The sequence below is a fragment of the Streptomyces sp. NPDC092296 genome (assembly GCF_044755465.1).
In the GTDB taxonomy this organism is placed as follows: Bacteria; Actinomycetota; Actinomycetes; order Streptomycetales; family Streptomycetaceae; genus Peterkaempfera.
Genome location: NZ_JBIVRB010000018.1, coordinates 46,573 through 59,429 on the forward strand (window position 1 = coordinate 46,573; position 12,857 = coordinate 59,429).

Genomic DNA, 12,857 nt, shown 5'->3' on the forward strand with positions numbered 1-12,857 from the left:
TACGGGGGCGGGGGAGCGGCGAGCTCGTCAGCCGTAGGCGTTGAACTCCGCGATGGACCACCAGGAGGTCGAGGTGCCGGTCTGGGTGACGCGGATGTACCGGGCGCTCTGCGCCGGGAACGTGACGCTCACCAGCGCCCCCGTACCCGTACCGGTCGCCACCGGGGCACCCCAGCCAGTCCCGTCCGCCGACAGCGACACCTGGTAACCCCGGGCGTAGTCACTCGCACTGCCACCCGAATCCATGGTGATCCGGCTGACCGAGTGCGCCGCGCCCATGTCCACCGTCACCGTCTGCCCGGCCGCCATCGGCACCCCGCTGGACCACCGGGTCGCCGCACTGCCGTCCAGCATGTTCGCCGGCACGTCACCGCCGCCGGTGGCCGAGGCCGACGCCGACCAGCCGGTGCGCGGCAGCAGGCTCGATCCGCCGCTCGCGGTGTAGGCGTTGAACTCCGCGATGGACCACCAGGAGGTCGAGGTGCCGGTCTGGGTGACGCGGATGTACCGGGCGCTCTGCGCCGGGAACGTGACGCTCACCAGCGCCCCCGTACCCGTACCGGTCGCCACCGGGGCACCCCAGTTGGACCCGTCCGTCGACAGCGACACCTGGTAACCCCGGGCGTAGTCACTCGCACTGCCACCCGAATCCATGGTGATCCGGTCGATGGAGTGGGCCGCGCCCATGTCCACCGTCACCGTCTGCCCGGCCGCCATCGGCACCCCGCTGGACCACCGGGTCGCCGCACTGCCGTCCAGCATGTTCGCCGGCACGTCACCGCCGCCGGTGGCCGAGGCCGACGCCGTCCAGCCGGTGCGGGAGAGCGCGGTCTGGGTGCCGCCGCCACCCTGGTCACCGCCGCCCTGGTCACCGCCGCCCTGGTCACCGCCGCCGGTGCTGCCGCCTGCCGGGATGGTGGTCTGGCCGGTGAGGCGGATGTCCCGGGAGGACGAGCCGACGTAGACGGCGTTGCTGCCTGCGGCGTTGGTCCAGCCGCTGGTCCAGTACTGGAAGCTGCGGGCGTCCAGGGTGACGCTCACATGCTTGGTCTGGCCGGGGTCCAGCGCGACCCGCTGGAAGCCGCGCAGGTTCTTGGGCGGCTCACCGGTGGCCGACGGCTGCCCGACGTAGACCTGGGCGACCTCGGCTCCGGCGCGGCTGCCGGTGTTGGTGACGTCGAAGCCGACCGCGACGCTGCCCGCGCTGTCCGGCGCGCCCACCGAGAGGTTGGCGTACCCGAAGGTGGTGTACGACAGGCCGTACCCGAAGGGGAACAGCGGCGCCTTGTTCTGCGCGTCGTACCAGCGGTAGCCGACCTTGACGCCCTCGGAGTACTGCACGGTGCCGTTCTGGCCCGGCCACTGGGCCGCGCTGGTGGTGGGGCCGTCCGCCAGGGACTTGGGGAAGGTGACCGGGAGCTTCCCGGAGAAGTTGCTGTCCCCGAAGAGCAGCGCCGCGATGGCGGTGCCGTCCTCCTGGCCGGGGTACCAGTTCTCGACGATGCCCCGGACGGAGTCGGCCCACGGCATGGTGACCGCCGAGCCGCTGTTGACGACCACCACGGTGTTGGGGTTGGCCGCCGCCACATCGCTGACCAGCTGGTTCTGTGCGGCCGACAGGTCAATGTTCGCCAGGTCGCTGCCCTCGGACTCGAAGTCGCTCACGAACACCACCGCCAGGTCGGAGCCGCGAGCGTTCGCCACCGCCTGGTCGTGCAGCGACTGGCCGGGGATCTGCCAGCCCAGGCTGGCGTTGCTGCCGCCGCCGGCCTGGTAGTAGTCCACCTCGATGCTCACCGGCTGGTTCGCGGTGAGGGTGATGTTGCCGGTCCGGGTGGTCGGGCCCTGGTCGTACCAGTTGTTGATCACCTGCTGACCGTTGATGATCAGTCGGCTGCCGTCGTCGCTGTTGAGCGAGAACTGGTAGCTGCCGCTGGCGGGCGGGGTCAGCGTGCCGGTCCACTTGGCCGACCAGTTGGTGCCCGCGACGCCGGGGGCCGGGGACTGGCCGCCCCAGACGGCGTCGATGTCGGAGTCGACCCGGCTGGTGACGGCCGTACCGGAGAGGTTGGTGTTGTTGTAGTACTGCCCGTACAGGCCGTTGCCGCTGCCCGAGGACGGCTTCAGGTACGAGCTGCCGACCGGTGTCAGCGTCCCACTGGCGGACGGCGTGCCCTGCGAGAAGGTGACCGAGGTGCCGGAGCCGGCCCGTGCCTTGATGCCCTGGTACGGAGTGACCACATGCGGCGCGTTCACGCCGGCGCTGCCGCCGCCCTGGGTCATCGCGTCGGTACCGGCGTCGTCCCCGATCACCGCCACCGAGTGCACCGCCGAGCCGATCGGCAGCACCGACGAGCCGTTCTTCAGCAGGACGCTGCCCTCCTCCGCGACCTGCTGGGCGACCGCCGCGTGGGCGGTGGAGGTGACCACCGCGTCCGCCGAACCGGACTGCGCCCTGTCGAAGAGGCCCTGCCGGAACATCGACAGCAGGATGCGCCGGGTGTGGTCGTCCACGGTGGCCTGCGAGACCTGCCCGCTCGCGACGGCGTTGGTCAGCGCGGTGCCGTAGTAGTCGCTGCCCGGCATCTCCATGTCGAGGCCGTTGTTCGCGGAGGCGACGGTGGAGTGGGTGCCGCCCCAGTCGGAGGTGATGAAGCCGGTGAAGCCGAAGTCGTTCTTGAGGACGCCGTTCTGCAGCGGCCCGTTCTCGCAGGCCATCGGCCCGTTTACCGCCGAGTACGAGCACATCACCGAGCCGACCTGGCCCTGTTGGACGGCGGTCTCGAAGGCGGGCAGGTAGATCTCCCGCTCGGCCCGGTCCGAGACGATCGCGTTGTCGGCGCTGCTGTTGCGGTTGGTCTCCTGGTTGTAGACCGCGTAGTGCTTGACCTGGGCCATCGGGCCCTGGCTCTGGATGCCCCGGATGTCGGCGGCGCCGAGCTGCCCGGCCAGGTACGGGTCCTCACCGAGCGATTCGAAGGCCCGGCCCCAGCGCGGATCACGCACGATGTTGATGGTGGGGGCCAGCACCACATTGGTGCCCTTGCCCCACTGCTCGGCGCCCAGCACCTCGCCGTACTGCTGCATCAGCGCGGTGTCCCAGCTGGCCGCACCGGCCACCGGCGCCGCCAGCTGGGTCACCCCCGACATGCCGTCACCGACCCCGACCGGGCCGTCCTGGAGGTGCAGCGCCGGGATGCCCAGCCGGGTGTTGGCGTTGACGCAGCCCGCGTACCCGCAGGACGCACCGCCGTGCAGCATCGTCAGCTTCTCGGCCTGCGTCATCGCGGCGAGCAGTTCATCGGCCCGCTGCGCGGGCGGCTGCGCGGTGTTCATCCAGGGCTGCGTCGCGGCCTGGGCCTGGCCCTCGGCGGCCGAGACGGCTCCGGCCACCAGCAGCAGGGCAACGGCGGCGGGCAGCGCGGACCGCCTTCTCCAATGGCGCACCGGTACTCCAAACGACGGGATCGCCGCAGCGGGCGGCGACCGGTGGGACGGGCGGACGGAGTGGAACTGGGCCTCGAAACCCGCCCTGACCAGGGACGGCACCAGGCCGGCGCGCGACGGCGCCGCGAACAGCGGCAGTGCGCCGGGCGCAGGGGTGCGCAGCCGTGGCGGACCGCCGACTGCGATCCTCGCCAGCAAGTGAGGGGGTGTCAATACATCCGGTGAGAGCGCTCTCCAAAAACCGCAGACCCGTCCATCGATACGGCTCATGCGTCGGCCTCCTCGACGTGGACGGCACGGGCGCGGGTCACAAACGGCCGGGAGAGGACGGTGACGGCCACGGAGACTGCGGCAGCGGTCGTGATCGCGGTGCCGGGGGTGACGTACTGGGCGAGGCCGCCGGCGGCAGCGGCGCCGATGCCCTGCCAGGTCATCCGGCCCGCCGACTCGACGCCCTGGACCTGGCCGCGCACCGGCTCGGGGGTCAGCGCGAGCAACTGCTCCTGCAAGGGCAGCGTGGCGGCGAACCCCGTGCCGGCGACGAACACCGCAGCGGTCACCACCGGCATGGGCAGGTGCAGCGCGAACGGCAGGTAGGGCGCGGCGAGCAGCAGCCGCAGCGCGAACGCGAAGCGGCGCCGCTGCTCGGCGGTGAGCAGCCGCCCGACCGTCAGGTCCCCGAGGAGCATGCCTGCCGATCCGGCGGCCAGCAGGGCACCGGCGTGCTCCGGGGCGTAGGAGATGAACAGCGCCTCGCACCCGACGACAAGGCCGTTGGGGACCCAGAGGTTCAGCAGCAGCGCCCGGCGTCCGGGGTGCGAGAAGAGTGCGGTGTTCGTCGTCCAGGTCTGCCGCAGCCCCGGGCGGCGGGTCAGCCGGAACGAGTGCTCCCGTACGGTCCCCGCCACCGCGAGCAGCCCGAGTCCGGTCAGGACCGCGGCGACGGTGCAGACCTCCTGCGGGCTCAGATACCGCAGCAGGGCGGCGCCGATCGCATAGCCGAGGATCGCCATGCCACCCGAGGTGATGTTCAGCAGCGAACGGGCCGACGCATAGCCGGCGGTCGGTACGACCTCGGCGAGCAGGCCCAGCCGCGTGCCGGTTCCCAGCGACTGGAAGAACCCCAGCACCAGGAGCAGGCCGAACCGGACCGTCAACGCAAGCCCCGGGACCGCCTGCCCGGCCACGCCCAGCAGCGAGACGCACTGGAGCGCGACGAGGACCCGGCGGGGACGGCTCCCGTCCGCGACCGACATCAGCGTCAAGGCACCGAGCACCGCCGCGAACGTGGCGGCGTACATGCTCATGGCCGTCAGGAACGGGGACCGGGTCTGCCGGTCGACCAGGTTGGCGAGCGCGAAGCCGGACAAGGTGCTCGCGGCGACCGTCAGTGTGAAACCGGCGTACAGGCCGACGAACTCGCCGTTGCGCAGCAGAGCGCGGTAGCCGGTGGGGGCAGGGGTGCGGGGCGCGGAGGTGTCAGGAAGCATGAAAAAAGCCTCCGGACACCCATATTCGGGAACGCCGAAGGCCAGCGCGTTCATTGTAGCAGTCGACTCGGTCCCGTGTCACGGCACTCTGCCGCCAGGCGGCCCGCCGAATTGCGGGAGATCCGGCGGCCGTGATCGGTACTGATTTTCCGTCCGGGGTGACGGAATTTTTCTTGTCCGCCGTTTCTGCGGGGTTCCGCTCGGTATTTTCTGGCTTTTTCCGGTGCTGCGGGACGGCTGCCACCCGCACGGCGCAGCGCGGGTCTGCCCGGGGTGCCACCGGGGCCGACAGCGGCTCAGGATGGGTCCATGACCAGCGACGACATCATTCCCGCGCCGCCGTGCGCTGCGGACATCGACGCCCTGGTGGCCTTTGTGGAGGCACGCTTGGACGACTTGCGCGGCAACTGCCTGCGGCTCGACACCCCGGTCTCGGGGGTCGAGCGCCGCCGGGAGCATGTGCGCAGCCTCGCCCGCCGGGCACAGGAGGCCCTCCGCTACTCGGGTTATCCGCTGCTCTACTGGAATCTGCTGGTGGACGAGGCGGCCACCTGGGACGGCCACCCGGGGCACCGGGCGGACTGGTGCCACCGTCCGCTGTGCGAGACCGGCACCCGGGCACTCCTGATCCTCTCGGGCTGACCCGCCGCCGGCGCCCGGGTGGAGGTTGCCGCGACTTCCGGTTCGACCTGGCAGCGGTCCCGGCCGCCCCGGCGACGCCGCGCGGGCCCGCCCGTATCCTGGGCGCGGTCGCGGCGGGCAGCCGGGCCCGCCGGAACCGGGCAGCACGGAGGGGGCGGACATGAGGCGCCGCAGGATCGCGGGGACCGCGCTGGAGCTGACCGAGGTCTGCTTCGGTGGGGCGGTGATCGGCAATCTGTACCGGGCGACGACGACCGAGACGGCGGTGGCCGCCGTCGACGCGGCCTGGGACGCGGGCGTCCGGTACTTCGACACCGCGCCGCACTACGGGCTGGGGCTCTCCGAGCAGCGGCTCGGGCTGGCGCTCGCCGGGCGGCCGCGCCGGGAGTTCACGGTCTCCTCCAAGGTCGGCCGGCTGCTGGTGCGCAACGAGCACCCGGGCGGCCGGGACACCCAGGGGTTCGACGTACCCGATGACCTGCGCCGGCAGTGGGACTGGAGCCGGGAGGGGGTGCGCCGGTCCGTCGAGGAGACGCTGCGGCGGACCGGGCTCGACCGGCTGGACGTCGTCTATGTGCACGACCCCGACGCGCACTGGCGGCAGGCGGCGGACGAGGCGATGCCCGAGCTGGCCCGGATGCGCGACGAGGGGCTGGTCGGCGCGATCGGCGCCGGGATGAACCAGTCGGCCATGCTGACCCGCTTTCTGCGCGAGACGGCGGCGGACCTGGTGATGCTGGCCGGCCGCTACACCCTGCTCGAACAGGACGCGCTGGACGATGTGCTGCCCGCCGCCCGGGAGTCGGGCAAGAGCGTGGTGGCCGCCGGGGTGTTCAACTCCGGCCTGCTCGCCCGCAACCGGCCGTCCGCCGAGCTGACGTACAACTACGCGACCGCGCCACCCGAGCTGGTGGCCCGCGCCCGGACGATCGCGGAGGTCTGCGAGCGGCACGGGACCAGCCTCCCGGCGGCGGCGATCGTCTTCCCGCTCGCCCACCCCGCCGTCGTCTCGGTCGCGCTGGGCATGGGGACGCCGGAGCAGGTCACCCGCAACACGGCGCTGTACCGGCAGGGGGTGCCGGACTCGCTCTGGGCGGAGCTGCGCGAGCGGGGTCTGCTGCGGGCCGACGCACCCGTACCGGCTGCGGCGCCGGCTGATGCCGTGTCGGCCGGTCGGCTGGGCGGTGGACGGCCGGCCGTGTGACCTGCGGCGCGGCGCGCCCGGACTCCGCGATCCCGGCCCCCTACCGTCGGGACTGCGTGGCCTGCGACGGCTGCCGACGGTATGCCAGGAGCTCGGGTAGGGCTGACCGGGGGAAGTTCTGGCGGCCTTCCGGGTGGTCGGGGCCCGGCGGTCATTTCCTCGGAGCGGATCTTTCGTTTCCCTGGTCGCACCATCCCTTCATCTGAGGAGTTCCTCAATGAACACGATCAAGAAGGCTGCCGTCCTGGTCGCCGCCTCCGGCTGCCTGGTCGCGGCCGGCGCGGGCACCGCCAGCGCCGGCGGCGCCGAAGGCGCTGCGGTCGGTTCTCCCGGCGTGCTGTCCGGCAATGTCGTCCAGGTCCCGATCACCATCCCGATCAACCTCTGTGGCAACGGCATCAACATCCTCGCGCTGCTGAACCCGGTCGGTGGCAACACCTGCATCAACGCCGAAGGGGGCCGTGACCGCGGCCACCGCGAGTTCGGTGGTGAGCTCATCCGGGGGCGCGAGGGCGGCCGTAAGGAGCGGGACCGCGAGGACCGGGGCCACGACAAGGGCCGCGGCGGCTGGGGCGAGGGCGGCCACGACCGTGGGCGTGGCGGCGACCGCGGCGGTGACTGGGGCGGTCGCTGACCCCAGCCCGCTGCCGGGTGATCCCCTGCCCGGCTGAGTGCACAGGCCGGTGGTCCCTGGACAGGCAGTCGCCCGTCCAGGGACCACCGCCGCGTCCGGGGCCGGACCGGACGCCGAGGCAGCGGCCGGGCCCGAGGCGGCCGGTCACCCGAGGGGCGGTGCCACGCCGCCGAACGGCCCAATCCGCCCGCCGGGCGCCCCGGGTGCGGTGGACTTCCCCCGCCTGTGCACCCGCCCGGCGCCCGACACCCCCGGAGGTCACCCCGATGAAGAAGCTCGGCACGCTGGCAGCCGCCGCAGCCCTGGCCTGCCTGGCCGCCGCACCCGCCCCGGCCCGCCCCGCGCTGCCCGACACGACCACCAAGAGCTTCCTGGACGAGGCGCTGAAGGAGGCCAACGCCGTCCGCGCCAAGCACCACGCCCCGCCGCTGGTGCTGGACAAGCAGCTGAACACGGAGGCCGCCGCCCGCGCCCAGGACATCTCCCGCTGGGAGGCGCTCTCCGGCACCGGCACCTCCGGCCCGCGCCCCGGCACCGCCGAGAACTTCTACTGGGGCGGCAGCTCCACCCCCGCCGTACGCGGCGCGGCGGACGCCGTGGCCTCCTGGGCGGCCGAGGGCAAGAGCTACGACTTCAAGCACCCCGGTGCCACCGCCGGGACCGGCCGCTTCACCCAGCTGGTCTGGAAGGCGACCACCCGGGTCGGCGCCGCCCGGACCTCCGGCAAGGGTGCGCAGTGGTACGAGACGTATGTCGTCTTCGTCTTCCGCTCCCCCGGCAATGTCGCCGGGCAGTACGCGCAGAACGTGCTGCCCGCCTCGGGCTGACCCGGGCCCGGCCGCCCGCCGCCGGTTTGGCATGCTGGCGGGTATGCGCGTGCTGGTGGTGGAGGACGAACGGAGCCTGGCCCGCTCGCTGCGGCGGGGCCTGGAGGCCGAGGGCTGGACGGTGGACCTGGCGCACGACGGGCGCACCGGGCTGCGGCTCGCCCGCGAACTCCCCTACCGGGTCGTGGTGCTGGATGTGATGCTGCCGGAGCTGAGCGGTCTGCGGGTCTGCGCCGAGCTGCGCCGGTCCGGGGTGACCACCCCCATCCTGCTGCTCACCGCGCGGGACGGCGAGTGGGACCAGGCGGAGGGGCTGGACGCGGGCGCCGACGACTACCTCACCAAGCCGTTCTCGTACGTGGTGCTCACCGCCCGGCTGCGCGCCCTGGCCCGCCGGGGCGCCCTGCACCGGCCCGCCGTGCACCAGATCGCCGACCTACGGGTGGACCCGGCGGCCCGGCGCTGCCACCGGGGCGGGCAGGAGGTGGCGCTGACCGCCCGGGAATTCGCCGTGCTGGAGTGCCTGGCGCGGCGGCCGGGCGAGGCGGTGGGCAAGGACGAGATCCTGGACGAGGTGTGGCCCGCCGGGTACGACGGCGACCCCAATGTGGTGGAGGTGCACGTCAGCGCGCTGCGGCGCAAGATCGACGCGCCGTTCGGCCGGCACAGCCTGCTCACCGTGCGCGGCGCCGGCTACCGCCTGGTGCCGGACGTTGGCTGAGCGCGGCCGCCGGGTCCCGCTGCGGTGGCCGCGTCCGCGCGGCGTACGCAACCGGGCGGCGCTGGCCGCCGCGCTGACGGCGGCGGTGGCGTTCGGCGCCGGTGGGCTGGCCATCCGCCAGCTGGTCTTCCAGGACCGGCTGGACCAGGTGCGGGAGTCCACCGACCGGCTGGCGCAGAGCGTGGTGCAGCAGATGCTGGGCAGCCGGGTGCCGGAGACCTCCGCGCTGATCGACCAGACGTACGAGGTGGTGCTCGACGACGGGCATCTGCTGGAGGCCAGCCCCGACCTGGCGCCGTACGAGGTGGCGGGCGCCGTGCTGCCGCCGCTGCCCGGGTCACCGGACGGGGCGCTGCGCTCCCGTACCGTCCGCCTGGGCCCGCTGCCGCGCTCCCCCATCGCGCTGTCGGCCGGGCTGCGCGGGCAGTCGGAGGCGCTGGCCGACCGCACCTGGGCCGTGCGCAGCGCCACCGTGCACGGTATGGCGCCGCAGGCCGCCGCCGCCTACCTGGGGCCGGGAGCGGGCGGCGGGCACTCGTTCACCGTGCACATCCTGGTGCCGCGGTGGGAGGCGGAGCGGGTGCGGGCCTCGCTGGACCGGCTGCTGCTGACCGGGGTCTTCGCGGCCACCGGGTTCGTGGTGGTGGTGGCCCGCGCGGTCACCGGGCGGGCGCTGCGGCCGGTGGAGCGGATCAGGGAGGGCATGGCGGAGGTGAGCGCCAGCGAGCTGCACCGGCGGGTGCCGGTGCCGCCGGACGGCGACGAGATCACCCGGCTGGCCCTCACCACCAACCAGACGCTGGACCGCCTGGAGGAGGCGGTCGCCCGGCAGCAGCGGTTCGTCGCGGACGCCTCGCACGAGCTGCGCAGCCCGGTCGCCAATCTGCGTACCGGCCTGGAGGTGGCGCTGGCGCACCCCTCCCGCACCCACTGGCCGGAGGTCGCCCGGGACGCGCTGGCCAACACCGAGCGGCTGCACCGGCTGATCGACGACCTGCTGGTGCTGGCCCGGCTGGACGCCACCGCCCCGGCGCCGGACGCGGCCGACGTGAAGTTGACGGCCGTGGATCTGGCCGCCGTGGATCTGGCCGCCGTGGTCCGGGCGGAGTGCGCCGGGCGGGGCGGGCCAGGTGCCCGGCTGCGGCTGTCCGGCGGGGAGCCGGTGCCGGTCGCCGGTGACCGGGGGCAGCTGCGGCGGCTGGTCCGCAATCTGCTGGACAACGCGGAGCGGCACGCGCGCTCCGAGATCCGGGTGGCGGTGTCGGCGGACGGCGCCGGGCGGGCCCGGCTGGTGGTGGCGGACGACGGGCCGGGCATCCCGGCCGCCGAGCGGCAGCGGGTGTTCGAGCGCTTCACCCGGCTGGACGACGCCCGAGCGCGGGACGACGGCGGTTCCGGACTGGGGCTCGCCATCGTGCGGGAGATCGCCGTCCGGCACGGCGGCACGGTGGAGGCGGACGCCGCCGAGGGCGGCGGGGCGCGGCTGACGGTGCTGCTGCCCGGCTGGCCCGGCCGCCCCGGCCCGGTGACCCCTGGCTGAAGGGATCTTCAGGTGTCTTCAGCCCTGCTTCAGGCGGCGGCCGGGAGGCTGGTCCGGTCCGGCCCCGGCGACGCCTTGCGCCCGGGGCGGTCGCCGAGCGAGAGGTGGGGCGCATGGGTGCGCTGCGGGTACGGGCGGGCGGGCGCGGCGGGCGCCGCGCCGCCGGGTGGGCGGCGGCGCTGCTGCTGGCCGGGGGCGCGGTGGCGGGCTGCTCCGGCGGCGGCGGGCCGGAAGCCCTGGAGCCGCCCGCGCCGCCGCCGGGGGCGCGGGCGGCGACGCTGGGCGCGCCGGACTGCTCGGTGCCTGCCACGGCGCAGCGCCCCGTCACCGAGGCGCTGGTGGCGGGCTCCGGCGGGGCCGGGGGGACGGTCCTGGAGTACCGGTGCGACCGTACGGTGGCGGTGCCCGGCTCCAGGGCCGCCCGGGTGGCGGGCGTCGGCTCCTGCGGCCGGGGCTCGGTCACGCCCGATGACGTCTTCAGCAACGGCGGTCTCGCCACCGGGCTGCTGCCGGAGCAGTTGCTGTGGCATGTGTTCTGCGTGGACCGGGCCGGGCAGCGGCTGGCCGTCGGCTTCATGGAGCTGGAGTACGGGACGGGCAAGGGCGGGCTGCCCGGCGTCACGTACTGGGTGACCAAGCCGTTCTAGCGGGTGGGGCGGCGGTCGGCCCGCCGCCCCACCCGGGGGTCAGGCGTGCCAGGGGCTGATGCCCCAGCGCAGGACGTGCTGCTCACCGGGGGCGAGTTCGACCAGGTCGGTGCCGCTGCGGAAGGCGTCGGGCGGGCAGGACATCGGCTCCACCGCGATGGACCGGCGCCGCTCGCCCTCGGCCAGGGTGTCACCGGTGTAGAGCTGGACCACCCGGGTGCCCTCGCCCAGCCACAGGTCGGTGCCGTACTCCCCCGACGGGTGGGCCAGCCGCACCACGGCGCGGCCGTCGGCGTCGCGTTCCAGCTCGGTGAAGGCGGTGTCCAGGTGCAGCCCGCCGATCGGCCGCGCGGCGCGGAAGTCGTACGGCGTCCCCTCGACGTCCTCGACGCCCACCGGCAGGCCCTCTTCGTCGGTGCGCAGCCGCCGCCGACCGGGGACGGTCAGCACGGCGTCGTCCACCAGGTCGGTGCCGATCGTCAGATAGGGGTGCTGGCCGGCGCCGTAGGGCGCCGGGACCGCCGAGCGGTTGCGGGCGGTGGCGGTGACGGTGAGGCCGTCGGCGGCGAGCCGGTACTCCACCCGTACGTCGAGGTGGAAGGGGTAGCCGGGCTGCGGCCGCAGCGGCAGCGCGAGCACGACCCGGCTCTCGTCCTGCTCCAGCACCTGCCAGGAGTGCCACTGCACCAGGCCGTGGATGGCGTTGCCGTGCACCGGCTCGGTCAGCGACAGTTGCAGGTCCTGGCCGTGCCAGTGGTAGCGGCCGTCCCCGATCCGGTTGGGCCAGGGCACCAGCAGCTGGCCGCGACCGCCGGTGATCGGCGCGTCGGCGGCGAATCCGTCGACCAGCGGACGGCCTCCGACGGCGTAGCTGCGCAGCGCGGCGCCCAGTTCGACGACGGCGGCGCTCTGGTCGCCGTGTCTCAGCCGGATCTCCCGTCCGTTGGGGTTGTCGTCCGTGTGCGGCACCTGCTGCCTCCTGGTCGATCGCGGTACGGGACGCGCTCCGCTGCGGAACCGGTACCGGGTCGGCCGGTGCCGGGCGCGCGGAGCGCGAGGCGGCTGCCGGGCGGCGGCCGCGCACCACAGTACGACGCGCGGGTGCGGGTGGCTGCGGGTGATCGGCAACGCCGTTGGGAGCGGGTGGCCCACCGGGGGGCGGTGGTGGACGAACCGGCTGGTCAGGCCGGGGTTCCGGGGTCGGCCGGTCCGTCCACGGCCGGTCAGGTACGGGCGCGGGGGCCGGTGCGGGCGCACAGGGCCCAGAGCATCAGCAGGTCCACGGCGATCAGCACGATGGCCCAGAGCGGGTACCAGGGCAGCCACAGGAAGTTGGCGATCAGGCTCAGCCCCGCCAGCAGCACACCCACCGCCCGCGCCCAGCGTGCCCCGGTGAACAGCGCGCAGCCGGCCAGGGCCACGATGAGGCCGAGGATCACATGGATCCAGCCCCAGCCGGTGAGGTTGAACCGGTAGGCGTAGTTGGCGGTGCGGACCAGCAGGTTGTCCCTGGCGATGGCGGAGACGCCTTCGAAGATCGACAGCAGGCCGCCGAAGATCATCAGGACTGCGGCGAACACCGTCCAACCGGTCACCAGGTCGTTTCCGGTGCGGTGGGTGGCGGGGGTTCCCGGTCGGCCGGTTTCAAGCCGGCCGGTTTCGCCGTGCCGACCGGTTTCGCCGGGTACGCCGGTCTCTCCGGGTC

General features: G+C 74.0%; 11 protein-coding genes. 7 read left to right on the forward strand and 4 right to left on the reverse strand.

Going from position 1 to position 12,857, the window contains the following annotated elements:
- Positions 1 to 27 precede the first annotated feature (27 nt).
- Positions 28 to 3,447: a glycoside hydrolase family 3 C-terminal domain-containing protein gene (locus tag ACIQGZ_RS26700; protein WP_402606476.1), complete on the reverse strand. Its 3,420-nt coding sequence runs from the start codon at positions 3,445 to 3,447 to the stop codon at positions 28 to 30.
- A 266-nt stretch (positions 3,448 to 3,713) separates the two neighbouring features.
- Entirely contained in the window at positions 3,714 to 4,937 is a 1,224-nt protein-coding gene (locus tag ACIQGZ_RS26705) for a hypothetical protein (protein ID WP_402606478.1), read from the reverse strand.
- Positions 4,938 to 5,246: 309 nt separating this feature from the next.
- Here ACIQGZ_RS26705 and ACIQGZ_RS26710 point away from each other — a divergent pair, with 309 nt between their 5' ends.
- The 7 genes from ACIQGZ_RS26710 (at position 5,247) to ACIQGZ_RS26740 (ending at position 11,152) form a co-directional block, all read left to right on the forward strand.
- A complete protein-coding gene (locus tag ACIQGZ_RS26710) occupies positions 5,247 to 5,579 on the forward strand; it encodes a hypothetical protein (protein WP_402606481.1) in 333 nt (110 codons plus the stop codon).
- Positions 5,580 to 5,739: 160 nt separating this feature from the next.
- Positions 5,740 to 6,783, forward strand: a complete 1,044-nt coding sequence (locus tag ACIQGZ_RS26715) for an aldo/keto reductase (RefSeq protein WP_402606484.1) — start codon at positions 5,740 to 5,742, stop codon at positions 6,781 to 6,783.
- 217 nt (positions 6,784 to 7,000) lie between these two features.
- Entirely contained in the window at positions 7,001 to 7,417 is a 417-nt protein-coding gene (locus ACIQGZ_RS26720; protein ID WP_402606486.1) for a chaplin, read from the forward strand.
- Between the two features lie 266 nt (positions 7,418 to 7,683).
- A complete protein-coding gene (locus ACIQGZ_RS26725) occupies positions 7,684 to 8,244 on the forward strand; it encodes a CAP domain-containing protein (RefSeq protein ID WP_402606488.1) in 561 nt (186 codons plus the stop codon).
- Between the two features lie 43 nt (positions 8,245 to 8,287).
- Positions 8,288 to 8,965 (forward strand): response regulator transcription factor, encoded by a 678-nt coding sequence (locus ACIQGZ_RS26730; protein ID WP_402606489.1) that lies wholly within the window; start codon positions 8,288 to 8,290, stop codon positions 8,963 to 8,965.
- Positions 8,958 to 10,505 (forward strand): sensor histidine kinase, encoded by a 1,548-nt coding sequence (locus ACIQGZ_RS26735; RefSeq protein WP_402606492.1) that lies wholly within the window; start codon positions 8,958 to 8,960, stop codon positions 10,503 to 10,505. Before ACIQGZ_RS26730 ends, ACIQGZ_RS26735 begins: the two co-directional genes overlap by 8 nt.
- A gap of 113 nt (positions 10,506 to 10,618) precedes the next feature.
- Entirely contained in the window at positions 10,619 to 11,152 is a 534-nt protein-coding gene (locus ACIQGZ_RS26740; protein ID WP_402606494.1) for a hypothetical protein, read from the forward strand.
- Between the two features lie 39 nt (positions 11,153 to 11,191).
- Here ACIQGZ_RS26740 and ACIQGZ_RS26745 read toward each other — a convergent pair whose 3' ends face one another.
- Together ACIQGZ_RS26745 and ACIQGZ_RS26750 are read right to left on the reverse strand one after the other, a co-directional pair.
- Positions 11,192 to 12,121, reverse strand: a complete 930-nt coding sequence (locus tag ACIQGZ_RS26745) for an aldose 1-epimerase family protein (protein WP_402606496.1) — start codon at positions 12,119 to 12,121, stop codon at positions 11,192 to 11,194.
- A 254-nt stretch (positions 12,122 to 12,375) separates the two neighbouring features.
- A complete protein-coding gene (locus ACIQGZ_RS26750) occupies positions 12,376 to 12,747 on the reverse strand; it encodes a hypothetical protein (protein WP_402606498.1) in 372 nt (123 codons plus the stop codon).
- Positions 12,748 to 12,857 lie beyond the last annotated feature (110 nt).

Bases quoted from the DNA above. Each gene is read 5' to 3' on its own strand.
- ACIQGZ_RS26705 (WP_402606478.1), bottom strand. From the start codon at position 4,937: ATGCTTCCTGACACCTCCGCGCCCCGCACCCCTGCCCCCACCGGCTAC.
- ACIQGZ_RS26710 (WP_402606481.1), top strand. From the start codon at position 5,247: ATGACCAGCGACGACATCATTCCCGCGCCGCCGTGCGCTGCGGACATC.
- ACIQGZ_RS26715 (WP_402606484.1), top strand. From the start codon at position 5,740: ATGAGGCGCCGCAGGATCGCGGGGACCGCGCTGGAGCTGACCGAGGTC.
- ACIQGZ_RS26720 (WP_402606486.1), top strand. From the start codon at position 7,001: ATGAACACGATCAAGAAGGCTGCCGTCCTGGTCGCCGCCTCCGGCTGC.
- ACIQGZ_RS26725 (WP_402606488.1), top strand. From the start codon at position 7,684: ATGAAGAAGCTCGGCACGCTGGCAGCCGCCGCAGCCCTGGCCTGCCTG.
- ACIQGZ_RS26730 (WP_402606489.1), top strand. From the start codon at position 8,288: ATGCGCGTGCTGGTGGTGGAGGACGAACGGAGCCTGGCCCGCTCGCTG.
- ACIQGZ_RS26740 (WP_402606494.1), top strand. From the start codon at position 10,619: ATGGGTGCGCTGCGGGTACGGGCGGGCGGGCGCGGCGGGCGCCGCGCC.